Annotated in this window: 22 protein-coding genes; 9 read left to right on the forward strand and 13 right to left on the reverse strand. The window is 60.5% G+C overall.

The window, feature by feature from the left end:
* Positions 1-225 precede the first annotated feature (225 nt).
* On the forward strand, positions 226-1,314 hold the full coding sequence (recF, locus tag ABD653_RS05345; protein WP_160780205.1) for a DNA replication/repair protein RecF: 1,089 nt from the start codon (positions 226-228) through the stop codon (positions 1,312-1,314).
* On the opposite strand, the gene ABD653_RS05350 is transcribed toward recF, so the two are convergent.
* Entirely contained in the window at positions 1,311-2,015 is a 705-nt protein-coding gene (locus ABD653_RS05350) for an arylesterase (RefSeq protein ID WP_199801148.1), read from the reverse strand. The genes recF and ABD653_RS05350 overlap by 4 nt on opposite strands.
* Before the next feature lie 47 nt (positions 2,016-2,062).
* On the opposite strand from ABD653_RS05350, the gene ABD653_RS05355 reads away from it, so the two are divergent.
* Together ABD653_RS05355 and ABD653_RS05360 are read left to right on the forward strand one after the other, a co-directional pair.
* Positions 2,063-2,797 carry an ABC transporter ATP-binding protein gene (locus tag ABD653_RS05355; protein ID WP_160780206.1) on the forward strand — a complete coding sequence of 245 codons (735 nt, stop codon included), beginning with the start codon at positions 2,063-2,065 and terminating at the stop codon, positions 2,795-2,797.
* Positions 2,794-5,316, forward strand: coding sequence for an ABC transporter permease (locus tag ABD653_RS05360; protein WP_160780207.1), 2,523 nt, complete (start codon positions 2,794-2,796; stop codon positions 5,314-5,316). The genes ABD653_RS05355 and ABD653_RS05360 overlap by 4 nt, the downstream gene beginning before the upstream one ends.
* A 9-nt stretch (positions 5,317-5,325) precedes the next feature.
* Here the strand turns inward: ABD653_RS05360 and ABD653_RS05365 are convergent, their stop codons facing one another.
* The 4 genes from ABD653_RS05365 to ABD653_RS05380 form a co-directional block, all read right to left on the reverse strand.
* Complete coding sequence (locus ABD653_RS05365) at positions 5,326-5,829, reverse strand: class I SAM-dependent methyltransferase (protein ID WP_325065415.1); 504 nt, start codon at positions 5,827-5,829, stop codon at positions 5,326-5,328.
* An 85-nt stretch (positions 5,830-5,914) separates the two neighbouring features.
* Positions 5,915-6,475 carry an MOSC domain-containing protein gene (locus tag ABD653_RS05370; RefSeq protein ID WP_160780209.1) on the reverse strand — a complete coding sequence of 187 codons (561 nt, stop codon included), beginning with the start codon at positions 6,473-6,475 and terminating at the stop codon, positions 5,915-5,917.
* Positions 6,476-6,577: 102 nt separating this feature from the next.
* Complete coding sequence (locus ABD653_RS05375; protein ID WP_407672781.1) at positions 6,578-6,964, reverse strand: DUF805 domain-containing protein; 387 nt, start codon at positions 6,962-6,964, stop codon at positions 6,578-6,580.
* Positions 6,965-7,155: 191 nt separating this feature from the next.
* Positions 7,156-9,768 (reverse strand): TonB-dependent receptor, encoded by a 2,613-nt coding sequence (locus ABD653_RS05380; protein WP_160780211.1) that lies wholly within the window; start codon positions 9,766-9,768, stop codon positions 7,156-7,158.
* A gap of 237 nt (positions 9,769-10,005) precedes the next feature.
* Here ABD653_RS05380 and typA point away from each other — a divergent pair, with 237 nt between their 5' ends.
* The 4 genes from typA to putP all read left to right on the forward strand — a co-directional run bounded on the left by typA (position 10,006) and on the right by putP (position 17,028).
* On the forward strand, positions 10,006-11,838 hold the full coding sequence (gene typA, locus ABD653_RS05385) for a translational GTPase TypA (protein ID WP_160780212.1): 1,833 nt from the start codon (positions 10,006-10,008) through the stop codon (positions 11,836-11,838).
* Between the two features lie 197 nt (positions 11,839-12,035).
* Entirely contained in the window at positions 12,036-13,394 is a 1,359-nt protein-coding gene (locus tag ABD653_RS05390; RefSeq protein WP_160780213.1) for a hypothetical protein, read from the forward strand.
* Between the two features lie 84 nt (positions 13,395-13,478).
* Positions 13,479-15,458 (forward strand): acyltransferase family protein, encoded by a 1,980-nt coding sequence (locus ABD653_RS05395; protein ID WP_160780214.1) that lies wholly within the window; start codon positions 13,479-13,481, stop codon positions 15,456-15,458.
* A gap of 52 nt (positions 15,459-15,510) precedes the next feature.
* On the forward strand, positions 15,511-17,028 hold the full coding sequence (gene putP / locus ABD653_RS05400) for a sodium/proline symporter PutP (protein ID WP_160780215.1): 1,518 nt from the start codon (positions 15,511-15,513) through the stop codon (positions 17,026-17,028).
* A gap of 18 nt (positions 17,029-17,046) precedes the next feature.
* Here the strand turns inward: putP and ABD653_RS05405 are convergent, their stop codons facing one another.
* Positions 17,047-17,766: a cytochrome c biogenesis CcdA family protein gene (locus ABD653_RS05405; RefSeq protein ID WP_160780216.1), complete on the reverse strand. Its 720-nt coding sequence runs from the start codon at positions 17,764-17,766 to the stop codon at positions 17,047-17,049.
* 29 nt (positions 17,767-17,795) lie between these two features.
* Positions 17,796-18,191 (reverse strand): thioredoxin family protein, encoded by a 396-nt coding sequence (locus ABD653_RS05410; protein ID WP_160780217.1) that lies wholly within the window; start codon positions 18,189-18,191, stop codon positions 17,796-17,798.
* A 95-nt stretch (positions 18,192-18,286) separates the two neighbouring features.
* Here ABD653_RS05410 and ABD653_RS05415 point away from each other — a divergent pair, with 95 nt between their 5' ends.
* Both ABD653_RS05415 and ABD653_RS05420 read left to right on the forward strand, forming a co-directional pair.
* Positions 18,287-18,655 carry a VOC family protein gene (locus tag ABD653_RS05415; protein WP_160780511.1) on the forward strand — a complete coding sequence of 123 codons (369 nt, stop codon included), beginning with the start codon at positions 18,287-18,289 and terminating at the stop codon, positions 18,653-18,655.
* Positions 18,656-18,739: 84 nt separating this feature from the next.
* The gene (locus ABD653_RS05420) at positions 18,740-19,402 is read left to right on the forward strand and encodes an extensin family protein (protein ID WP_160780218.1); all 663 of its coding nucleotides are present in this window, start codon (positions 18,740-18,742) and stop codon (positions 19,400-19,402) included.
* Positions 19,403-19,528: 126 nt separating this feature from the next.
* Here ABD653_RS05420 and ABD653_RS05425 read toward each other — a convergent pair whose 3' ends face one another.
* The 6 genes from ABD653_RS05425 to ABD653_RS05450 all read right to left on the reverse strand — a co-directional run bounded on the left by ABD653_RS05425 (position 19,529) and on the right by ABD653_RS05450 (position 25,183).
* The gene (locus ABD653_RS05425; RefSeq protein ID WP_160780219.1) at positions 19,529-20,146 is read right to left on the reverse strand and encodes a response regulator transcription factor; all 618 of its coding nucleotides are present in this window, start codon (positions 20,144-20,146) and stop codon (positions 19,529-19,531) included.
* Between the two features lie 199 nt (positions 20,147-20,345).
* A complete protein-coding gene (locus ABD653_RS05430; RefSeq protein WP_160780220.1) occupies positions 20,346-21,086 on the reverse strand; it encodes a proteasome-type protease in 741 nt (246 codons plus the stop codon).
* A gap of 39 nt (positions 21,087-21,125) precedes the next feature.
* On the reverse strand, positions 21,126-21,953 hold the full coding sequence (locus ABD653_RS05435; protein WP_160780221.1) for a transglutaminase family protein: 828 nt from the start codon (positions 21,951-21,953) through the stop codon (positions 21,126-21,128).
* Positions 21,953-22,897 carry an alpha-E domain-containing protein gene (locus tag ABD653_RS05440; protein WP_160780222.1) on the reverse strand — a complete coding sequence of 315 codons (945 nt, stop codon included), beginning with the start codon at positions 22,895-22,897 and terminating at the stop codon, positions 21,953-21,955. The genes ABD653_RS05435 and ABD653_RS05440 overlap by 1 nt, the downstream gene beginning before the upstream one ends.
* 16 nt (positions 22,898-22,913) lie before the next feature.
* Entirely contained in the window at positions 22,914-24,341 is a 1,428-nt protein-coding gene (locus tag ABD653_RS05445; protein WP_160780223.1) for a circularly permuted type 2 ATP-grasp protein, read from the reverse strand.
* A gap of 56 nt (positions 24,342-24,397) precedes the next feature.
* On the reverse strand, positions 24,398-25,183 hold the full coding sequence (locus ABD653_RS05450; RefSeq protein ID WP_160780224.1) for an esterase/lipase family protein: 786 nt from the start codon (positions 25,181-25,183) through the stop codon (positions 24,398-24,400).
* Positions 25,184-25,195 lie beyond the last annotated feature (12 nt).

The raw sequence follows: 25,195 nt of genomic DNA on the forward strand, positions 1-25,195 counted from the left end.
GGTTCCTTGTCGTTTTGTGTTCGTTGCGGGACCATCCCGCTGGATATCCCAAACGTTGCAGGAGGCGTGCCAGTTTCGAAAAACGGGAGAATTCTGCGGTTTTCGACGATCTCGCTACATTCAGCTTTGTTCATGTATCCGAAAGGTTGGGATTTTTTCCCAACTGATAGGATCATGCTTTTTCGTAGCGTGTCGTCCCGTGCCCCGCTAACCGCTTGAAGGCTCATGGCGCTCGACCGCATCACCCTTTCCCGCTTCCGCAATCACGCGCATTCCGCCCTTGACGGAACCGCGCAGTTCAACCTGCTCGTGGGGGAGAACGGTGCGGGGAAAACCAATATCCTCGAGGCGATTTCCTTGCTCGCACCGGGGCGCGGCCTGCGCCGCGCTGCGTTGGATGCCATGGCGAGTGAAGCAGGCGACGGCGGCTTTACCATTGGTGCGTCTCTCTTCGCGCCGGATGCGGCCGAGCCGGTCCAGATCGGAACCGCGGTTGATCCAGCCCGTCAGGGGCGGCGCAGGGTCCGGGTAAATGGCGCTGAAAGCAGTGCGGTATCTTTGGGAGAGTGGCTGGCGATCGGTTGGCTGACCCCGGCCATGGATGGCATATTCACCGGCAGCGCGGGCGACAGGCGTCGTTTCCTTGATCGCATGGCACTCGCACTCGATCCAGGTCATGCCCGCCAGGCCAGCCGCTATGAGGCTGCCCTGCGCGAACGCAATCGCCTGTTATCGGATGATGCCCCGCCCGATCCGGCTTGGCTGGACGGGATCGAGGCCCAGATGGCCGAACATGGCAGCGCGCTGGCCCGAGGCCGCGCGCGACTTGTCAGCGCACTGGGCGAAACTCTAGCCATACATCCGGATGAACCCTTTGCCCGCCCGCTCCTGTCGATCCAGACCGACAGTCCGTTTGAAGAAGGCACGCTGTGCGAGGCGCTCAAGGGCAACCGCACGCAAGACCGCCGCGCCGGACGCACCCTGATCGGGCCGCATCGTGATGATCTCGCAGTCATCATGGCGGGCAAGAGTGCCCCTGCCGCCAGTTGCTCCACCGGCGAGCAGAAAGCGATGTTGATCGCCATGACTCTGGCGCACGGCGAACTTGCTGCACGCGGGCGCCCCGGCGTGTTGCTGCTGGACGAAGTCGCTGCCCATATCGATCCGGTCCGCCGCAAAGCCTTGTTTGACCGGCTGCGCGATACCGGCGCACAAGTCTGGATGACCGGCACCGAGCTCGGGCCATTCGAGGCTATACAGGGTGACGCCGCAATCTGGCGCGTCAGCGATGGCGCGTTGGAACGGCTAAGCTAGCCGTCAGTCTCCGGCAGGGCTGCAGTCACTTCGTCGAGCGTTTCTGATACCAGCAGCTCGATCCCTTCTTCGGTCGGATGGATACGATCCGCCTGGATCAGCTCCGGCTTGTCGGCAACGGCTGCCACCCAGAACGGGATGAATTGGGTGCCATATTGCTCCGCCAGTGCGGGATAAAGGCCGTTGAACTCTTCCACGAACTCTGCCCCCATATTGGGCGGAGACTGCATTCCCATCAGCAAGACGGCGATCCCGCGCGCCTGCGCTTGCTTGATCATTTCTTCCAGATTGCTGCGTGTTTCGGCCGGCGAAAGGCCCCGCAGCAGGTCATTGCCGCCCAATTCGAGGATCAACAGATCGGGCGTCTGCGCCATACCGTCGAGCGCAAAGGCAAACCGCTGCAGCCCGGCCGCGCTGGTATCGCCCGATACACCGGCATTGGTGACCCGTGCGTTGACCCCTTGCGCCCGCAGGGCAACCTCCAGTTTCGCCGGATAGCTATCGCTCTTGGCCACGTTGTAACCGGCAAACAGGCTGTCCCCGAAAGCGAGGATACGCTTTTCGGGACCCATTACGGGTACTTCTGCGTTGGAGGGCGAACCGGACTGCGCTTGTTGCTGGGGATCGGCCACTGGAGCCTCTGCTCCACACGCGGCCAAAGCCAGTGCGAGTGCGGGAATCGACAAACGACTGAATGCCATCGGCCACCTACCTTGTTCCATAAGTTTCAACATGCCATCGGATTGCTGTGACTGACACCCCTAACACGCCCACACAAGCATCGGGTTCCGACCCGCTCGCAATTTCCGCCCGCAACCTGACCCTGACACTGGGCCAGGAAAAGCATCCGGTGGAGATCCTGAAGGGCATCGATCTGGATGTCGCATCGGGCGAAGTGCTCGCGCTGCTTGGCCCCTCCGGTTCGGGCAAAAGCTCGCTGATGGCCGTATTGTCTGGCCTCGAACGCGCAACCTCCGGCACGCTTAACGTTGCCGGAGCAGACTTCGTCGGCATGGACGAGGATGAGCTGGCACAAGCCCGTCGCGGCCGGATCGGGATTGTGCTGCAGGCTTTTCACCTGTTGCCGACCATGACTGCGACCGAAAATGTCGCCACTCCGATGGAGCTGGCGGGCGCAACTGGTGTACGTGACCGGGCACGCACAGAGCTGGAAGCTGTGGGCCTGGGCCATCGGCTTGACCATTATCCGACCCAGCTTTCGGGCGGCGAACAACAGCGCGTGGCCATTGCCCGCGCCACCGCGCCCCGCCCCGAATTGATTTTCGCCGACGAGCCGACCGGCAATCTGGACGCGGCAACCGGGGCCGAGATTATCGATATGTTGTTCAAACGTCGCGGCGAGACCGGGGCGACCCTGATCATCATCACGCATGATCCAAGCCTGGCGGAACGCTGCGATCGGGTCATCACGCTGGGCGATGGTGTGATTGCCAGCGATACGCAGACAGCCAAGGCGGCATGAGCACCACCATTTCCTGGGGCACCGCGTGGAAGCTGGCGCGGCGTGAGTTGAACCTGCGCTTCAAGGGCCTGCGCCTGTTGCTGGTGTGCCTGTTTCTGGGCACCGGGGCGCTCGCCGCAATCGGCACGCTGACCGGCGCGATCGAGGACGAGCTGGCCAATCGCGGGCAAGAACTGCTCGGCGGTGATCTGGAAGTCGAAATCTGGCAACGCAGCCCCAATGATGCGGAGCTGGCCGCGCTCGAAGACTATGGCGAAGTGTCGCTTGGTACCCGCTTGCAAGTAGTTGCCCGAAATGGCGACGCCACGGCGCCCGTGGGCCTCAAATCGGTAGGCGACAATTACCCGCTTTATGGCGAGCTGACCCTGACCGATGGACGCAGCGTCAATGCCCCTGCACCCGGCGAAGCGTGGGTCGGCCAAGGGGCTATGGACCGACTGGATATCGCCATCGGCGACAGCTTCCAGATCGGCACCTCGACTGTCACTGCAGCGGGGGTCATCGATGTCGAGCCGGATAAATTGTCCGAAGGTTTCCAATTGGGCCCGACCATCATCACCGATTTGCAGACGCCCTATGATGCCGGCCTGATCCAGCCCGGCGCGATGTACCAGAGCAAGTCGCGCATCGCCTTCGATGGCAATCAGGATCCGCAGGTTGTTCAGGATGCGCTGCAAGAGCAATTCCCGCTCGCCGGATTCGATTTCCGCAACCGTGATCGCGCCAGCCCGGGCGCAGACAGGTTTGTCGGCCGGATGGGCGAATTCCTGACCCTGGTCGGCCTTGCTGCGCTGGTGATTGCCGGGATCGGCATTGGCGGCGGTGTCTCCTCTTATCTCGAGGCGCGTCGAAGCAGTATTGCGACGCTGAAAGTCCTTGGTGCGACTAGCGGCGACATCGTGCGGATCTATGCGCTCCAGATCGGGCTGGCAGCCTTGATCGGTAGCGCAGCGGGCCTTGCAGTCGGCCTTGCTATTACGCCCATTCTCGGGGCTGCCCTGCAAGGATTGTTGCCGGTATCGAGCGGCTTTACCTTCGAACCGGCCGCGCTCTTGCTCGCCAGTGCCTATGGCTTGCTGGTGGCAGTGGTCTTTGCCGCAACGCCCCTGCTGCGCGCGCGCCAGTTCCCCGCCATGGCGTTGATGCGCGCTCGAATTGCCCCCCTCGCCCGCGATACCAGAGCCTTGCTGTGGGTCGGAGGCGGACTGGTCGGCATTGTCGCTCTCGCGCTGCTGACGTCGCGCGATCCGCTACTGGCAGGCGGCTTCCTGGCCGGAGCCGCTGGCATGCTGCTGGTGCTCGCCTTGCTCGGATGGGCGATCCGAACCCTCTCTTCCAAGGTCGGGCGACCGTCCAATCCGCTAGTGCGCAATGCGCTGGCCAATCTCTCGCGCCCGGGCGCATCGACTGGTGCGTTGGTAACAGCTTTGGGCTTCGGGCTTTCTGCCTTCGTCCTGCTTGCCGGGATTCAGACCGCCATTGACGGCAATATCGAAAGCAGCGTTCCGCAAGAGGCGCCGGACTATTTCGTGCTCGATATTCCGCGGGACCGGGTCAGTGAATTCGAAGGGGTCGTGCAAGCACAGGATGCCGACGCCATGATCCGCTCCGTCCCCGCCCTGCGCGGATCAGTGACTGCTTATGGTCCTGAAAATGCCATGGTGCAGGTAGCGGAACTGGAGAGCATTCCAGACGGCGCATGGGTGCTGCGCGGCGAGCGCGGCCTGACCTATTCGGCAAAGCTGCCCGCCGGCAATAGCGTCGTCGAGGGAAGCTGGTGGGATGCCGACTATGATGGCGAACCGCTGGTCTCAGTCGCCGATGATTTTGCTCAAGCGATCGATCTGGAACCGGGAGACCGCCTGACCATCGCGCTACTCGGCGTCGAACGCACTGTGACGGTGGCAAATACCCGCAGTATCGACTGGGAAAGCATGGGCTTCAATTACGCCCTCGTTTTCAGCCCCAATGCGCTGGAAGACGCCCCGCACAACCTTGCTGCAACGATCGAGTTTTCACGCGACGACATCCCAACCGGCCCGCTCTTGCGCGAACTGGTCCAGACCTTCCCGTCTAGCTCTGTCATCGAAGTGGGTCAGGTACTGGTGCAGGCCCGGACCATTGTCGGACAGGTGGGCATTGCCACGCTGGCGGCGGCCTCGGTCGCGGTGCTCGCCGGTCTTGCCGTCTTGCTCGGCGCGATTGCCGCAGCGCGGGCCGCACGGACCTACGACACTGTCGTGCTGCGCGTTCTGGGCGCGAGCCGTGGGCAGATCTTGCTGATGCAGCTGATCGAATATGCCTTGTTGGCGCTCATCCTGGCTGTCGTCGCACTGGCGATTGGCAGCGGGCTGGCGTGGCTGGTGATCACGCAATTGTTCGAATTCGACTGGTTGCCTGACTGGAGCGTGGTGTTGGCTGTACTCGGCGCGGGTCTCGCGTTGGTGGTTGGCTTTGCCCTGATCGGTTCGTTGCCGCTGTTGCGTGCCAAACCCGCACAGGCTCTGCGCGCATTGTAGCGTGAAGGCCTAGGCGCCGCGCTTTACGGCGTGGTGATAGGCATTGCCGCCACTGTCCTCGAACGACGCGACCAGATCCATGCTGCACGCATCGAGCAGCGCGCGATAGGCTCCCTTGCCAAGCGAGCGCGATTGCTCGCCAGTCAGAACGTCCTGCCACTGATGCACTTCATTCGGAGCACTGAACAAGACATGCCCGCCGGGCCCCACGGCCTGCGCCATGCGCTCGAAGGCGATGACTTGCTCTGATCCCGGCAGCAGGAAGATCACCCCGATTGCGACGGCGGCATCGAAGCTGCGGCCAAAGAACGCGCTCTCTTGCACCGTCTCGCAAGCTACGGGGGTTTCCGGAAGGGCCGCGCGAAACCGGGTCAGCATGGCTTGCGAAGGATCGATTCCATACAGATCGAAACCCGCTTCGACGAGCGCTCGGGCAATTGGCTCTCCCGTGCCACAACCGATATCTATCAGGGATGCTTGCGAAGGGAGGGCTCGCTTCGCCCACTCCCGCACCAATTCGGCTCCTGTCTCGGAACGCGCAGCGGCATATTGGTCTGCGACCGCGTCGTAGCCGTGTGATAAATCCTGAGACAATCCTCTACACCCGCTCAAGGGGCTGATGCGGTTCTGGCGGCAGCACGACCGATACGGGATCGCCGGCGGCGACAGTTCCGGAGTGGCGCACGATCGCCATGATCCCCGCCTTGCGGACCAGGCTCCCGTCGGGTGCGGTGTCCAGCACGGCCTTGAGCAAGCCGGGCTGGTACGCCTCGATCTGGGCGCAGGGGTTGCGCAGGCCGGTCACTTCGATCTCGGCCTCGTCCCCCAATCGCAGCACCGTGCCGCGCGGGAGACCCAGAAGGTCGATCCCGCTGGTGGTGATGTTTTCGCCCAATTCCGCTGGCCCGATATCGAAGCCCTTGCCGTGAAGCTGGGCAAACAGCTCCGCATGGATCAGATGAACCTGGCGTAGATTGGGCTGTTCAGGATCGGCCCTGACGCGGGACAGGTGCTGCACTTTCGCCCCCTGATGCGCATCACCCTCCACGCCCAATCCGGCCACCAGCGTGATTTGCTGACATACCTGCTTGGAAAAACCATGCTCGCCGTGGCGGGAGACAGACACAATCTGCGCCGAGGATGGAGGGGAATATGCCATCACGCGAGCCTATGCCGCCCGTTCCGACTCCACAACAGTTCAACGAAAAAGGGGGCCCGAAAGCCCCCTCCTCGAAAACGATGCGTTCGGCGAAGTCTGTGCTTACTCGAAAACACTCGCATCGTTTGGATTTTTGGGATCAGGCCCGAACCGGTTGGGGCCTTCGGTGCCGGGCAGGAACATCAGCACGAGGAAAGCGAGCGACGCCAGAAACCCAATGAAAGGGATCAGGCTGGCCACAATAAATCCGAGATACCACCAACCCGACATATCGCGATCGTGCAGCCGGCGAACAGAGACCGCGATGCTCGGGATGAACACGATCAGGCCCCATAGCGCGAACAACAAACCAACCCCACTGAACATGCCAGAATACAGCGCCATGGTATCGTCCGGATCGACGCCCGAAAGCGCATCAATTCCACCACCGATGCCAAATGTCAGGCCCCCGATAACGAGGTACACCAGCAAGTTGAGAACGGCGAACATCCAGAACTCCATCCGCCGCGAACGCCCCTGAAAATCGAAATACCGCCTAAACGGCAGGATCATCCATTCCATTTCTCACCCCCACTCTCGTTGATTGGTCGAGAGTTTGCCCTGACTTGCAAGCAATTGGCAAGGGGCACAAAAAAGGGGGCCCGAAAGCCCCCTTTTCCGTATCGGTACTGATCGTTCGATCAGAACTTGAAGCGTACAACGCCGCCATAGGTGCGCGGTGCGCTGGGGTAGCCGGAAACCGTACCAGCCTGCGCAACACCATCGAACACCGTCAGGATGTACTGGTCGTTGAACAGGTTGCGGCCCCACAGACCCACTTCGATGCCATTGTCGAGTGCCAACGTCATCGAAGCGTTCACCAGATTGACTTCACGACGGAAGATATTGGTGTTGCCCAGCGCTGCGTTGAACGTCGGCAGGCCATTGTTGATGTCGCTGTTGCTTTCGTGGTTGTAATCCACACGCGTGATCAAACGGTTGCCCGAGGCACCGAATTCATGCGTGTAGGTTGCCGACGTCGCGATGGCGATCTCCGGGATACCGGCCGGTGTAACACCGGTCAGATCACCCAGAACGCTGCCGGGGAAATCGTCAAACAGCGGATCGAGATAGGTCATTGCGAAGGTGAACACGAGGCCATCGGTCGGTGTGATCGTGCTGTCGAGCTCGAAGCCCTTGACCGACTGCTTACCAGCGTTGCGCAGGGCAAAGCCGGTGCCCGTGAAGGCGAAGCTCTGGAAACCCTGGATGCTCTGGTCGAACAAAGCGACATTCACGCTCAGTCCGTCCCACTGCCCCTTGAAGCCGATTTCGTACACTTCGGCTTCTTCCGGACCGGCAAAGCGCGAACCCGATACCAGGTTAGGCAAGGCCAGACCGGCATTCAGGATGTTGGAGGCCGGCGCCGCAATGGTCGAACCGCCTGGCCCGGCCAAGAAGTCCGTGTTCGCAGGACGCGAGTCCCGCGACAGGTTGACCGAGCTTGCCTTGAAGCCGGTCGAGTAGCTGCCGTAGACATTGATCGAAGGCGACACCTGATATGCTGCACGCAGCAAATAGGTGAACTTGTCATCACGCGTGCGACCGTCTTCGACCGCGTTCGGGATCGTCAGGAACGGCGGCTGGAACTGAAACGCAGCCAGACCCAACAGCGGGTTGACGGTCGGGTCAGTTGCCGCGCCGATAAGCGCCGCCTGGTTGGCTGCCGGAAGAGCAGCGAACTGGGCCGCAGTGGTTACCGTCCCGCCGGTTGCACCAGCGATGAAGACATCGACGAAATTGACCTGGGCCAGCGGATCAAAGCTCTGCTGGGCAAGTGCGAAATCCTTCTTGTCGTCGGTGTAGTTGAACCCGCCGGTGAGGACGAGGCCGTCAACCGGTTCGAAATCAACGGTACCGAAGATCGACCACGACTTGTTGTCCATCGAGAATTGCTCAGCAGTCAACAGCGGCGTGGCGAAGATGCTTTCCTGCGGGAAACCGAAGCTGGCTTCGAGCCCGTTGAACAGCGTCGGTGCGCCGGTGATCACATCGACCGGATTGGCACCTGCCAGGATTTCGAAGAAGTCACGGATCTGCGTACCGTTCTCGATCTGGCTGGTCTGCTCGATGCTCTCATCGAAATAGAAACCACCAAGCAGGAAGTTGAGCGGTCCGTCGAAATCAGAAGTGATCCGGATTTCCTGCGTGAAAGTGCTCACGGCCTGGTCGCGGGTTTCATTGGCGACATCGAGACTGGTGTAGTCGATGTCGGAGATGAACAGGTTTTCCAGCTCACGATAAGAGGTGATCGAAGTCACCGAAATCGGGCCACTGTTCCAGTCAATCTGGACCGAGCCGCCATAATTTTCGACTTCGTTGATCGGAACCTGGTTCAGGAACGCGTTGTAGCTGAAGAAGTCGGTGTCGAGCGCGCCGCCAAGTGCGAAGATGGCACCTGCGGTCGGGCCGGCCACCAACGTGCTGACCTGGCAGCAGATTTCGTCAATGCGCGAATAGTCGGCAATGGCGCGGATCTTCAGGCTGTCACTCGGTTCGAACAGCAACTGGCCGCGGGCCGACCAGCGGTCACGGTTGTTCTGCTCTGTGTCGAGGTTGACGATATTGGCATAGCCGTCACGCGTGTTGTAACTGCCGTCGAGCGAGAAGGCGATGCTGTCGCTGATCGGGCCAGTCACGTCAGCCTTGACCACGATGGCATTGAAATTGCCGTAGCTGGCTTCGACAGCGCCGCCGAATTCAAACTGCGGTTCGCGGGTGACAACCGAGATCACGCCGGCTGACGCGTTCTTGCCGAACAGCGTCGATTGTGGGCCGTTCAAGACCTCGATGCGCTCGACATTGGGAAGATCGGACAAGGCCGCCGCAGAACGCGAACGGAACACACCGTCGATAAACACACCGACCGACGGCTCGATGCCGAAGTTGTTGTCGCCGTTACCGAAGCCGCGGATGATGAAGGTCGAAGCCGACGAAGTCTGCAGCTGGCTCACGCGCAGCGAAGGCGTAACGGTCTGGAGGTCGAGAACGTCGCGAATCTGCGCCTGCTCAAGCACTTCACCGGTGGTAACCGAAACCGAGATCGGTGTTTCCTGCAGGCTTTGAGCACGCTTGGTCGCGGTCACGATGATAACCGGGGCGCCCGTATCAGGCTCGGCATCGGCGGTGGCGTCGGCATCCTGGGCCAATGCGGCACCCGGGGTGAGAGCGATCCCGGCAGCGCCGGCCAACAAACCAAGGCGCGAAAGACCCTTACGCGGCGCGAATGCACCGTTCAAAACAGTTGATTTCATGGAATAATGTTCCTCTTCCTGCGCAGCCGCCAGTGCAAGGGGGAGGAGCCTGCGACCGCTTGATCACGCGCATAGATTGCAGAATCGCTGTTCTCAAGCGTCACCGCGTCGCACACCCGCGTTGGAATCGACTTGTTGCACGGTAGACACAGTTGCCGCGCGCGCGCGCATCCGCTAGGGGCGCGGGCGAATATTGCGCTGCAACATAGGCCGCGCTCACCAACATAGAGATCCAACATGTCCCAGGCCCTCCGCAACGTGGCGATCATCGCCCACGTCGATCATGGCAAGACCACACTTGTCGACCAATTGTTCCGCCAGTCCGGCACCTTCCGCGAAAACCAGCGCGTGGAAGAGCGCGCGATGGATTCGGGCGACCTGGAAAAGGAACGCGGGATTACCATCCTCGCCAAGTGCACCAGTGTCGAATGGGAACATGAGGGAGAGACGACTCGTATCAACATCGTCGATACCCCGGGCCACGCCGATTTCGGCGCCGAGGTGGAACGCATCCTGAGCATGGTCGATGGCGTTATCCTGCTCGTGGACAGCGCGGAAGGCGCGATGCCGCAGACCAAGTTTGTGACCGGCAAGGCGCTCGCATTGGGCCTCAAGCCGATTGTGGTCGTCAACAAGATCGACCGCCCTGATGGCCGTCCACAAGAAGTGTTGGACGAAGTGTTCGACCTGTTCGCATCGCTCGACGCGACTGACGAGCAGCTCGATTTCCCTTCCCTGTGGGCTTCGGGCCGCGATGGCTATGCCAGCAATGACGAAAGCGCACGCGAAGGCAATCTGGAGCCGCTGTTCAAGCTGATCACCGAGCACGTACCTGCCCCCGGCCTCGACGAAAGCGGACCGTTCTCCTTCCTCGCCACACTGCTGGATCGTGACAACTTCATGGGCCGCGTGCTCACCGGCCGTGTGCAATCGGGCACGATCAACATCAACGATCCGATCCACGCCATCGATCTGGACGGCAATGTTGTCGAAGTCGGCCGCGCGACCAAGCTGATGAGCTTTGACGGGCTCGAGCGGGTCCCGGTCGAAACCGCCAAGGCGGGCGACATCATCGCGCTGGCAGGCCTCGAAAAGGCAACCGTCGCCAACACCATTTGCGACCCGAGCGTGAAGGAACCGATTGCCGCGCAGCTGATCGATCCCCCCACCCTCGCCATGCGCTTTGCCGTGAATGACAGCCCGCTGGCGGGCCGCGAGGGCAGCAAGGTTACCAGCCGCATGATCCGTGACCGGCTTGAGCGCGAGGCGGAAACCAACGTCGCCATTCGCGTGACCGAAAGCAGCGACAAGGACAGTTTCGAAGTGGCTGGCCGCGGCGAATTGCAGCTCGGCGTGCTGATCGAAACGATGCGCCGCGAAGGCTTCGAGCTGGGCATCAGCCGCCCCCGCGTCCTGTTCACAGAAGAAAACGGCCAACGCATGGAGCCGTATGAAACCGTCGTGATCGACGTGGATGACGAACACTCCGGCACCGTGGTCGAGAAGATGCAGAAGCGTAAGGCCGATCTCACCGAGATGCGCCCGAGCGGCAAGGGCAAGACCCGCATCACCTTTTCCGCCCCGTCACGCGGGCTGATCGGCTATCACGGCGAATTCCTGTCCGACACGCGCGGCACCGGCATCATGAACCGCCTGTTCGAGAAATACGGCCCCTATAAGGGCGCCGTGGGCGGTCGCAGCCAGGGCGTGCTGATTTCCAACGGTACCGGCGAAGCGACCGGCTATGCGCTCTACGCACTGGAAGAACGCGGCGAGCTTTTCATCGGCAGCCAGGCCAAGGTCTATGAAGGCATGGTGATCGGCGAAAATGCCAAACCGGACGATCTGGAAGTCAATCCGATGAAGTCCAAACAGCTGACCAACTTCCGTTCCACCGGCAAGGACGACGCGATCCGCCTCACCCCGCCGCGCGTGATGACCCTGGAGCAGTCGATCGCTTACATCGACGATGATGAAATGGTCGAAGTAACTCCGGAAAGCATCCGTCTGCGTAAGGCACTGCTGTGCCCGCACGAGCGCAAAAAGGCGAAGCGCAAGATCGAGGCGTAAGCGCTAGCAGACCCTGCGGCCTCCATTGGAGCCAGTTTCGACTTTCGACTGCAAGACGCTTTGTTGAAGCAATCGGCGTTGACCCAGTTGACCTGGCTCCCAAGCAAGCGCAGCTTTGGGCTGGAAGTGCGATTGATTCGACGTGATACGCCTGCATTGGTTGCTCGTCGGTTCGCTGTGTTGGGGGTAGCCACAGGATGAGCAGAGCTACTAGTCCGCGCAGCCATCAGGATGCTGCCGACCCAAAAGACGGGATTCGCGGCGCACTGGCAGTCGAACGGATTGAGTTCGATCCCTGGACTGTGTTGGCATTCCTTTACCCGCTTTCTCAATTGATTGTCTTCGATCTCGTCGGTCAATTGTACCTGCTCGACATTCTTGCGCTGCCGATGCTGGCGCTCTTGCTGACACTTTCAGACGCCGGGGACCGGCTTTACCGGTTGAGGGTGTTCTTCATCTTCATGGGTCTCTGGCTTCTAGGTCAGGTGCTGACGGATCTGGTACGCGGGACGGTTCCGTCAGATTATCTTCGCGGGTGGTCGAGAATTGTCTTCCTGGGCCTGCATGTCTGCGTGCTGTGGCTCTGGCTGCCGCGTCGACGAAGCTACATGATTGCCTTCGCGATCGGCTTGGGCATCGCCTCTGCCTATAATATTCCCGAGGAATTCATCAAAGATGCGTGGAAGTTCGGGTATGACAAAGCCCTTGTTTACTGCTCGCTCGGGCTGCTGCTGGTCATTGCTTTGCGGTACCGGCGTATCCAGTACCTGATACCGGCCGTTCTGGCTCTCTTGAGCCTCTACATTCTGCTTCAAGGGGCGCGTGCTTCCTTCGCCATTGCGCTTTTTTCCTCTGCGGTCGCCGCATTTGTTCTGTTCGTTACCCCGTTCAAGGAATGGCGCAGGAAACTGAATTTCGGTGGCTTTGCGATTATTCTGGTCGGTGGCGCTGCGGTGATCTGGGGCGCGACATTCACTTACACTGCCGCCGCCGAGAATGGCTGGTTAGGCCGCGAAGCCTATTTGAAATACCGTGACCAGACATCAGGTGAAGTGCCGTTGATCCTGGGTGGACGCACCGAGAGCCTGGTATCGGTTCGAGCAATCGCAGACTCGCCAGTTCTGGGACACGGAAGTTGGGCGCGCGATGCGCGCTATGTCGCATTGCATCACTCGATCAAGGTCGAACTGGGTCTACCCATCTTCGACGCCCAGAAGGGCAAGCGCGACCTGATTCCGTCCCACAGCTACCTGCTGGGCTCGTGGGTGGAGGCTGGCGTGCTTGGCGGCTTATTCTGGCTGTTCGTGTTAAGCCTGCCCTTCGCCACGCTCTTCCAGCTACTCAAGCGCGAGGAAGTTCTCGCTCCGCTCATCGCATATTGCTCTTTCGCATTGATTTGGTCGGTCCTTTTCAGCCCGTTCAGCGGGAGTGAACGGTTCCTGGTATCCTTCCAATTGGTCGTCTTGTTCTGGTTCTTGCGGACTGGAGCAATATCGGTTTCCGTCTTTGCTCCATTGCGCGGAAAGCAACGTGGTGCCCAAGGGTTGGCGGGTTGAGCTTCGCAGTACGAGAATTCTGCCGTCGGAACCGGCAATCGATGAAAATTGTCACTGGAATGCCGGGCCATCATGGGCTTTGCGATGGCTAATCTGGATTACCGTGCAGATATTGACGGGTTGCGTGCGCTCGCAGTCAGCGTGGTTGTCCTATTCCATATCGGCAGCCCCGCCTTTCAGGGCGGTTACGTTGGTGTCGACGTCTTCTTCGTGATTTCCGGATACCTGATCACGAAGATTATCGCCGACGAAATGGCCACCGGTCGTTATTCGATCCTGAACTTCTATGAGCGAAGGCTAAGGCGATTGATGCCCTCGCTCTTCGTAGTTGCGGCGATGACATTGCTCGTCGCCGTATTCTTGCTTGCTCCGCAAGAACTGGTCGGCCTCGCCAAGTCGTCGATCGCGACGATGCTGTTCGCGGCCAACATCTTCTTTTTCCGGCAGGAGGGGTATTTCGACGGAGCAGCCGAGCTCAAACCCAACCTGCACATGTGGTCGCTGGCGGTCGAAGAGCAATTCTATCTCGTCTTCCCGGTCGTTCTACTCTTTCTGTACCGCTTTTTCCGGCCGCATGTCCGCGCCTTCATCGGGCTGGCAGTAATACTCTCCCTGTTGGCGAGCGCCTGGGCCACCTATGCTGCCCCCACTTTCAACTTCTATCTTCCGATAACCCGCGCCTGGGAACTTCTTGTAGGATCGCTTCTGGCGCTGGGCGCCTTTCCGGAAGTGCGTTCCCGCTCAGTGCGGGGAGGCCTCGCATTCCTGGGTCTGGGTCTGATCGTCGTGGCGGTACTAGGATTCAGTGCAGCCACTCCCTTCCCGGGTCCATTTGCACTACTCCCGATCTTGGGATCAGCCCTCTTGCTCTGGACCGCGGAAGGTACGCTCATCGGCAGGGCCCTGTCGCTCCGGTCTGTGGTGTATGTCGGGTTGATCTCCTATCCACTCTATCTCGTCCATTGGCCCGCAATCGTGCTATTCAAATTCGCGTATATTGGTGCGGACCTGGGCGATCTCACAATCGGTCAGTCCATCCTGATTGTGATGGTTTCGATTGGCTGCGCATCCCTTCTCTATCACTTTGTCGAAAGGCCCTTTCGCGACCGGAACCGGGTCAGTTCAAAGACCGTGTTCGGAGTTTCGGCTGGCGTGGCGTTTTCGATTGTCGCCATTTCCGGCGCAATAATTGCCCAAAACGGCTTCCCCTCGCGCGGAAGCACGAAGAGTGAAACCACCCAGTCGCTGGAAAAGGAAATTGTTGCATTCCAGGCGAATGATTGCCTGCGGCGCGGATCTACGCCGGCCCCGCATGGCCAGTGCAAGCTGGGCAACATGGAGAGCGAAAGGCATCCGATTGCGCTGCTCTGGGGAGACAGCCAGGCCGCCCACCTTGCACCTGCGATGGAAAGTGCGGGAGCCGAGACCGGGGTCGCAATCCAACAGCACACAAAGGCCGGCTGCCCACCGATTCTCGCGGACGGGTTTTTTCCGGAAAATCGTATGACGTCAGGATGCCCTGCTTTCAATCAAGCGGTCTTGGCCCGGATCGAAGGCGATCAAAGAATCAAAGTCCTTTTCGTCGCTGCACAATGGGAAACCTATCTCGAAGGTCGCGTACTTGCGACGTCAGGTACGTGGCGCGTTGGCACCCGGGATTCCTACGCAACCATCTCCGCCACACTGCACAAACTCGCCGGATTGATGCAAGCGCGTGGCGGAAAGCTGGTCGTGGTCGGCCCGGCACCCACGCCCGTTGTCGATCTGCTGACGTGTATCCGGACGTCGGAATTCCAGGGGCGTGGGCAGTTGCCGTGTCAGTCGTTCGCCGCAGCAGCGAGCCTGAAGAACGCCGCCGATTTTCGGCAATCGATCATTGCTCCCGCTCTTTCGTCTGGTGGAACGCTGGTCGTTATCGATCCGGTATCGCTCTTTTGTGACAATGAAAGATGCGAAGCCACGAGCTCTGGCCGGCCCCTGTTTCTGGACCAGGTGCACTTTTCCGAAACCGGTTCAATCAGGTTACAAGAAGCGATCACGAACGCGCTTGAGCAAGCAAGATGATGATGCACTGCGCCGGTAGCCATCCCGTGCCTGCCCTGTTACCTGCCCGCGCATGACAACAGGCTCCTTCCAGACCGGCACTCTCGTCTCGCTCGCGCTCTATTTCATCCTGATGCTGGGTATCGGGCTGTATGCGTGGCGCAAGTCGACTTCGGACAGTGCGGGCTATCTCCTTGCTGGACGAAATCTGCATCCGGCTGTGGCGGCGCTGAGTGCCGGGGCCTCGGACATGTCGGGCTGGCTGCTGCTGGGCTTGCCCGGTGCGCTCTATGCCAGCGGGCTGGTAGAGGCGTGGATCGGTATCGGGCTGTTTGTCGGCGCCGTGGCGAACTGGATCATCGTCGCACCGCGCCTGCGCCAACAGACCGAAGATCTGGGCAATGCGCTGACCATTCCGGAATTCCTCGCCAATCGCTTCCCCGACAAGGCGGTGGCCCTGCGGGTGGTGAGCGCAGTGATCATTGTGCTGTTTTTCACCGTCTACACGGCAGCCGGGCTGGTTGGTGGCGGCAAACTGTTCGAAACCGCCTTTGCCGGGATCATGCCGGGAGCGGGCATGAGCGACTACATGCTCGGCATCTGGATCACCGCCGGCGTGGTGCTTGCCTATACGATGGTGGGTGGCTTTCTGGCCGTCAGCCTGACCGATTTCGTCCAGGGCTGCATCATGGTGGTGGCGCTGGTGCTGATGCCGCTGGTGGTGATCTGGGGCGGCAAGGATGTGGGCGCGTTGGGCGAATGGAGCGCGGTGACAGGGATGCTCAACGAGGTCGATCCCGGCCTGTTCAGCCTGTTTGGCGGGCTGACTCTGATTGGCTGGCTGAGCGCGGTAACCTGGGGACTGGGCTATTTCGGGCAGCCGCATATCATCGTGCGTTTCATGGCGGTGCGCAGTGTCGCAGACGTTAAGGTGGCGCGCACGATCGGCCTGAGCTGGATGGCCGTGGCGCTGATCGGGGCCATCGGCGTCGGCATTGCTGGCCGCGCCTATGCCGAGGCGAATGGCGTGGTGGTACAAGACCCGGAGACGATCTTCATCCTTCTGGCAGACCTTCTGTTCCACCCGCTGATTACCGGCTTCCTGCTGGCGGCATTGCTGGCGGCAATCATGAGTACGATCAGCTCGCAATTGCTGGTCAGCTCCAGCAGTCTGACCGAGGATTTCTACCGTCTGTTCCTGCGCAAGGAATGCAGCGAGACCGAGGCGGTGAATGTCGGGCGACTTTGCGTGCTGTTGGTCGCCCTCGCCGCAATTGTGATTGCGCGTGATCCGGACAGTCAGGTTCTGGGGCTGGTTTCCAACGCCTGGGCCGGGTTCGGCGCGGCGTTTGGCCCGCTGATCCTGTTTGCGCTGACATGGGACAAGATGACTGGTGCAGGCGCAGTGTCCGGATTGGTCGTTGGCGCCGCCACGGTGATGGTTTGGATTGCACTGGGCTGGAACGGGGCGTTCCTGGGAGGTCCGGGCGTCTACGAGATCATCCCGGGTTTCGTGGCCGCGAGCCTCGCTATCTGGCTTGTCTCCAAAGCAACAGCGCGCGACGAGGAATCCTCACCGCGCGCTGCCTAGGGTGCGATCATTGCTGCCCTAAAACTGTGTCGTAAACTCTATCACACTTTGCGGCAGGACACCCAGCAGCGCCGCCTCGATCACCTTGTCAAAGCCGGTCACGACCATCAAGCCGACCACCAGCAAGGCAGCGCCGAACAGCGGTTTGCCGTATTTGGCCAGCGTCACCATCGTATCGCGCTTGTCCTTCAGCGCCCGGCGTGACCCATAAGCGAAGGCCAGGATCGAGGTTGCGACGCCCAGCCCGAAGACAAGGAAGATGAAGAAGCTGGAGAGCAGGTCCTGACCGGAACTGGCCGCAGCAATGGCCACACCCAGAGTCGGGCCAACGCACGGCGCCCAGACCAGGCCGAGGAGCAGGCCGATGGCGAACTGGCCGCCGGCACCATCGCCAGTGACCCGGCCCAATTGCTGATTGCCAAAGTTTGCGATCGGTGCCGTCGCACCGCTCAAGGCCGCCTGTGCCCTGGGCACCAGCAAGACGAAACCTGCGACGGCCAACAACAGGCCCGCACCGATACGCACGGCCTGTTCATTAATGCCGATGGAATAGCCAAAGGCGATCACTCCGAAGCCGAAGATGGTGAAACTGGTCACCAATCCGGCCGCAAGCGCCACGGGGCCCATCTTGCTCTTGCTCAGCGCCGACCCGATCAGGATCGGGATGAGCGGCAGAACGCAGGGGTTCAGGATCGTCACCAGTCCGGCGACGAAGGAGAGAAGCGTGCTACCAAGCATGACGGGCCTCTGGTCTGTCTATTGGGCGATCAGATACGGTCGAGCACGAAGCTGCGCAGGCGCGTACGGTTCGTTTCAGCGATCGAACGACCCACCTCCTGCTTGCCCTTGAATACCAGGATGGTGGACTGGCGCGGGATGCGGTGCTGGCGCAGGAAAGCCTTGTCGCGATCGAAATCGACGCGGACAAATTTCACGTTCTTGGCATCCTTGGCGAGCTGCGACAGGATCGGAGCCTGCGCCTTGCAGGTCGGGCACCAGCTGGCATGGACATCGACCACGATGGTCTTGCCCTGATCCTGCGCCGCGGCGAAGCTTTGCGCGTTGTAGCGGGTGATGGAGCCACCGGCCGCATTGGCCGTGGTGCCCAGCGCCGCGACGGCCAGCGCGATGATACCGGTAAGAAGTCCGAGGAAACGAAGCATTACAATATTCTCCTGTTGGGAAGGGTGGTGTTGCAATGGCGCTTCGCCCGAATGCGACAATCGGTTACACATGCGGCGGGAACAGGAGAAAAATGATGGCCAAGGTTACCGGACTGGGCGGCGTATTCTATGTTGTGAAAGACCCCGCAGCGACCCGTCAGTGGTATCGCGACACTCTGGGGCTGGACGGGGAATATGGCCCGCAAATGAGCTGGTCAGAAGAAACCGGCGACCAGCCCTACTCGCTAATCAGCCACTTCAGCGATGATTCCTATATGAAGCCCGGCACCGGCGGCTTCATGATCAATTTGCGGGTCGATAATCTTGATGGTTTCATCGCACAGCTCAAGGAGAAGGGTGTCGATGTGCTCGACAGTGTCGATGAAGGCTATGGCAAATTTGCCTGGCTGCTCGACCCGGACGGGATCAAGATTGAACTGTGGGAACAGGTCGAGGCGCCCTGATTTTTTGCGCCGGAACGGCACGGGTTTGCGGCAGGATTTTGCCGGGTTAGGCTGGCCTTAACCAACAGCTGCGACATTACGCTGATGCAGCGTTTTGCGACCCTTGTGACCATGGCCGCCCTTCTCGGCGCATGCGGAGTCCTGCCTGACAAGAGCGGGAGCCAGGGCAGCTCACGTGCTGCCAGCCAGAGTTTTGCAGTCAGCCCCCAAGGACGCCAATGCCTTTCCAGCCTTGGTGCCAGTGGCTCGCGCTTTTCTGCACTGCCTGACAAATATTACGGGGCCGGCTGCTCCACTCTCAATGCCGTGACCTTGGCAAGTCTCCAGGGTGATCGTTCCAGCCTAGCCGTTTCCAATCTCGGCCCCGTCACCTGCCCCACGGCAGAAGCCCTTTCAGGCTGGGCCCGCTATGGCGTGGACCGGGCGGCCCGCCAGATATTGGGCAGCCCTCTACGCCAGATCGAGACCATGGGCAGTTATGCCTGTCGCAATGTCGCAGGCTCTTCCCGCCGATCCGCCCATTCGCGGGCGGAAGCGATCGACGTTTCCGGCTTTGTGCTGGAGGATGGCCGCCGGATCAGCGTGCTCGCAGACTGGCATGGCGGAAGCGCGGCGGAGAAGGAATTCCTGCGCATCGTCCAGCGCAGCGCCTGCAAACGTTTCGGGACAGTGTTGGGGCCAAACTATAACGCAGCCCATCGCGACCATTTCCACCTTGAATGGGGCAATTCCAGCTTCTGCCGGTAGAATTTCTTGCCGACCACCCCTCAATGATCGGGGCAGGATGGCCGGCAATCGGTTCCGAGGGATTGGAACCGGCACAACGGCGGCTGCCTGCATCCGTTGCGACTATAGCTCCTTATCAACGGCCCATCACGCAGCGACAGGCTCGATCCGGGCTTCGATCCGCAACCGCACGGCTTCGGCTGCATGGCGCGCGCCCAGCTTGGTCATCATATTGGCCCGATGAATCTCGACCGTTCGCGGACTGATCTCCAACTCGCGGGCAATCGCCTTGTTGCTGCTGCCTTCGGTCAGCCAATCGAGCACTTCACGCTCGCGATTGGAGAGAGCCTCGATCCGGTTACGGGCTTCCATCATCCGGCGCCGGGAAATCGCCTGTCGCCGTGCCTCGTCCCTGATCCGGTCCAGCGTGTTGGCAAACCGTTGCTGGTCGATCGGCAGTGGCAGGTAATCGAGCGCGCCCGCTTTGACTGCATGAACAATACGGTCGGTCGTCGGCTGCGCATCTGTTGCCACCACCGGCAGCCAGATACCCATGGCGGTGATCTGCTCCATAAAGCGACCAATGCCACCTTCGCGTGGATCGTCGCGTGCGATGATGATCCCTTCGGAGGGTTGGTGATCGGCCAGTTCCGATACTGATCCGTAGACCTCAGCATGGTGGCCAAGCGCAAATCCCGCGCGGGCCAGTTCGGCTCTGGTACGGCTGTCGCCGTCGATGCAATGCAAAGTAAGTCGTTGTTCCATGGGACGGATCGTGCCCAGCCAGGCCGATCCGCCCAATCCAGTCTAGCGCCGATCTGGAGCGAATATACCGAGCGCGAACGCCCGATCCTTGCGCGCGTCGGCAGCAATGGCAGCCGCAGACAACCTCCGATATCGAGATACTTTAAGTAAAAGTCCGCTCCGTATCGAATGCTAGCGGATTATTTCTAGGCGATACTACCTAATCTTTGATCTGGTAGTCAGGCAAAGAATGAAATGCCGAGCGCAAGGCATCGCCCCAACTTGACGATATCGACTGGAAATATTCATCCTCTGCGGTGATCCGATTGGTATGCGATGGGGCAAACCCGTCTTTTTCGATCACCATCAGATCAAGCGGCAGACCGACCGACAGATTGGCCTTGAGCGTGGAATCAAACGACACCATCAGCAGCTTGATCGCGTCTTCGAAGCTCATAGTGCGATCGTATCCGCGAATGATAATCGGTCGGCCATATTTTAGCTCGCCGATCTGGAAGAATGGCGTGTCCAGACTGGCCTCGATGAAATTCCCCTCTGGATAGACATAGAAAAGGCGCGGCTCCATCCCCGCGATCTGTCCGGCCACGATGATCGATGCCGTGAACCGGTTGCGCCCGGAATTGCCGTTAGCCTTCTGCCGCTCGTCAATCGTATCGCGCAGCAGGCGCCCGATTTCGGTTGCAACCGTAAACATGGTTGGCATGCCGAGCAGTGAGTTTTCGCGATCATCGGGCGCTTTGGTGCGCTCTTCCAACTGGCTTACCACGGCTTGCGTCGTAGCAAGATTGCCGGCGGACATAACGGTGATGATCCGTTCACCAGGTACCGTCCAATGAAACATCTTGCGGAAGGTGGAGATGTTGTCGACGCCCGAATTGGTGCGCGTGTCACTCATCAACACGAGCCCTTTTTCAAGCACCATGCCAACGCAGTAGGTCATGCCGAATCGTCCTGTTTTCGGAGAAGTCCGTGCGAGCCTTTACTGCTCAACGGTCTGCTGTTCTACAGCAACATTCACCGACATCCCGTCCGGCTGGCCGCCGAAACTGATCCCGGTGATCGGTGCCGCATCGCGGTAATCGCGGCCCGTTGCCACACGGATATAGCGCGGATCGGGGCTGATACCGTTGGAAATGTCGAAACCGACCCAGCCGAGCCCGTCAACGTGCGCCTCGGCCCAGGCATGGGTGGCATCCTGGTCAATCCGGTCATTCATCATCAGATAGCCGCTGACATAGCGGGCCGGAATATCCGCCGCACGCGCTGCACCGATGAAAATATGGGCATGGTCCTGGCATACGCCCGAACCCTGCACCACGGCTTCTTCCGCAGTGGTGTGGACCCCGGTCTCCCCGATACGATAATCGACAGTGTTGCGGATCGATTCCGACAGGCGATGCAGAAAATCGACCTTGTCGCCGCCCTCCTCCGTGCCTGGTCCGTCCAGATCGCGCAGCAGCGCTTTCAGCTTGGCACCCGGCTTGGTCAGCTTGGTCTGGCCGAGGAAACTCCATAGCGGCAAGTGCCCGGAGTGGCGGCCGATGACCCCAGCATTGTCTTGCGTATCAACTGTCCCGGCACATTCGATCGTCACTTTACGCGTGTCCGGCTCGACCGCAATCAGGGCGACGGTGTTGTGATGCTGGTCCTCATATTCGAGCTGCTGGACTGCGTTCTCGAATGTCATTTTCCAGTCGAGAATTTCCTGTCCCTGGGTCGTCTTGGGCGTCAGGCGCAGCCGCTGCAACGCGTGTACGACCGGCTCAGCAAAGCTGTAGCTGGTGGTGTGGCGGATCGAAAGGCGCATCAGATGTGGAACCTGTAATCATCGCCGATCGCACGGGCGATGGCAGCATTGGTGTTCTGAAAATCGATCAGGAACTGGTGCAGCCCCTGGTCAAACACTTGCTCCACCGTCAGGTCGGTCAGGCGCATGTCGGACTGGCGCATCAATTCGTTGCACTCCCCTTGCGTCTTGTGGATGCGGGCCAGCGCCAGCAGCTCTTCGCGCAAAGCGCTGTGACAGAACGCCAGACTGCGCGGGAAGCGGTTATCCAACACCAGGAACTCGACGATGCCGCGCGCATCGATCTGGCCGGCATTGAGCCACCGATAGGCACGGTCACCCGAGACTGACCGCAAAACGTTGTCCCACTGACCGGTATCGAGGCTGGAGCCGACATAGGAGAGCGAAGGCAGGAGAAGGTAATATTTGATGTCGAGGATGCGCGCGGTGCTGTCCGCGCGCTCCAGAAAGGTTCCGGCCCGGGCGAAATGGAAGCCGGCATCGCGCAGCATGGACCCGGCCATGGCCCCATGCGCCAGCGTTCCTGCTTGCCGGATCGAGGCCACGACATTGCCCACCGCGCCCTGCCCCACAGGCCGCGCGAGCAGATCCTTGATCTGCATCCAGCTGTCGTTGATCGCTTCCCAGACTTCGCTGCTGATCGCGTTGCGTGCGGCACGGGCATTGGTGCGCACGCCATCGATCATATCCATCACGCTGACCGGATTGTCCTTGTCGCGCAAAATGAAATTCCACGCTTGTTGACCGTTATAATCGTCATATTTGGCTTCGTATTCGGTCCGGCGTCCGGCGGTCTGGATCACCGATTTCCATTCTGCCTCTGCCGTCGCAATGTCGCGGGTCAGGGCCATACGGAGCCCGGCATCGAGCAGGCGCGCGGTGTTCTCCGCCCGCTCCAGATAACGGAACATCCAGAACAGGCTGTTGGCTGTCCGGCCTAGCATGATGCGCCTGCCCTGCTCATTCCTTCAACACCCACGTATCCTTGGTGCCGCCGCCCTGGCTCGAATTTACTACCAGCGATCCCTTTTTGAGCGCCACGCGGGTCAGGCCACCAGGCGTGATGTCGATTTTGTCGGGCGACACCAGCACATAGGGCCGCAGATCGACATGGCGCGGGGCGAGGCCGGATTTGGTGAAAATGGGGCAGGTCGAGAGCGAAAGCGTCGGCTGCGCAATATAGTTTTCGGGATCGGCGACCAGCTTCTTGCGAAATTTCTCGATTTCGCGCTTCGAAGCGGTCGGGCCGATCAGCATGCCATACCCGCCTGAGCCGTGAACTTCCTTGACCACCAGCTCGGCCAGATTGTCCAGCACATAGGCAAGGCTGTCGTCATCGGCGCAGCGCCAGGTCTGGACATTGGGCAGCAGCGGTTTCTCGCCGGTGTAGAACTCGACGATTTCCGGCATGAAGCTATAAATCGCCTTGTCATCGCACACGCCTGTACCGGGCGCATTGGCAATCGTGACCCCGCCCGCGCGATAGACATCCATGATGCCGGGTACGCCCAGCATGCTGTCAGGATTGAAAGTCAGCGGATCGAGGAATTCATCATCGACCCGGCGATAGATCACATCGACCGGCTGGTAGCCATGGGTGCAACGCATAGCGACACGTCCGTCGATCACCCGAAGATCGCTCCCCTCGACCAGTTCGGCGCCCATCTGGTCTGCCAGAAAGGCGTGCTCGAAATAGGCGCTGTTGTAGATACCCGGCGTCAGCACTGCGACCACCGGCTTGCCCGTCGCCGCAGCGGGCGCGCAGGCTGCCAGGCTCTTGGCCAGACGACGCGGATAGTTGGAGACTGTCTCTACCCCTACCTGCGAAAAGAGGTCGGGGAACATCGCCATCATCGTTTCGCGGTTTTCCAGCATGTAGGACACACCGGATGGGGTGCGTGCGTTGTCCTCCAGCACGAACCAATCATCGGGCCCGGTCCGGACAAGATCGATGCCGACAATGTGGGTGTAAACCCCGCCCGGCGGCGTAAAGCCGACCATGTTGGGCAGCCACGCGGCGTTGTTGCGGAACAATCGCTCCGGAATCCGGCCAGCACGTATGATCTCCTGACGGTGATAGAGGTCATACATGAATGCATTGAGGGCGCTGACGCGTTGTTCAATACCGCGCGATAGCTTGCGCCATTCAGCCGATCCGATGATCCGCGGCACCATGTCGAACGGGATCAGGCGCTCTTCCGCCTCGTCCTCGCCATAGACATTGAAAGTAATCCCGGTCCGGCGGAACTGCCCCTCTGCTTCGCGATGTTTGCGGCGCAGGGCCTGCGTTTCCTGCTGCTGGAACCAATCGTCATAGGCAGCATAGGCCGGGCGGATGGTGCCGCCAGCATCGCTACGTTCGTCGAAATAATCGTCCGGTTCGGACATGAGGTCCCCGTCTGGAAGATTGCAGCATAGCAAGCCCTCCGCAGGGTATCAAAGGATCAATCGCAATCCAGTTCCCGCGCCACGGTCAGGATCGCTTCGTCCGAATAGGCAAACCCCAGATGGCCGCAGCGCAGCGCAATGGCGCGGTCACGCTCATCGGGTTTCCCGCACGCCGCACGCGGGTGCACGATCCCGTCATTCGGGCTCCACAAGGCCACAGTCGGCACGGGGGGCTTGGTCGCGACATCCTGGCCAATCGGCGGCTCGTGAACGCTGTGCCCGGCAATGAACTGGTAGATCCGCCAAGCATTGTTGGCGCGCGGCGAATAGGAGAATGGCGATCCCATGCTGATTACTTTCGCAACCGCTTCCGGCCGGTCTTTCGCCAGCTCGCGCGCGAACAATCCACCCAGGCTCCAGCCAACCAGATGGACCTGCTGGCCCGAACGCTGGTGCAGATCGGCAAGGCGACCCCGCAACAGTTCGAAATTCTCCTCCGTCGGCCCCCAATTGAAGCCGAGGCCCCAGCGTTTGACGGTATGTCCCGCCTTTTCCAGCGAAGTGGCGAAATGCCGCATCCGGACGGGATGCGTGGCGAAACCGGGAAGTACCATAACTGTTCTGGGCCGGTCCGCGACCGGAATTACCAGCGGATTGCGCAGCTGGCGCAAGGGCCGCCGGACGGGTTCAAGCAAATAAAGGGTTTCGGCGAGCATGTGGCGCAGGCGGGGCTTGGGAATCTCGCTTTCATCCGGCTCCCTTGCCAGCGCGATACGGCGCGCCAGCTCCTTGCGTTCCAGCGGAACCGGAAAGGGAGTGGTCGGGGGGCGACGTTTACTCATCAGGAACCCAAG

It is taken from the genome of Parerythrobacter jejuensis, assembly GCF_039536765.1.
GTDB classification, from domain to species: Bacteria; Pseudomonadota; Alphaproteobacteria; order Sphingomonadales; family Sphingomonadaceae; genus Parerythrobacter; species Parerythrobacter jejuensis.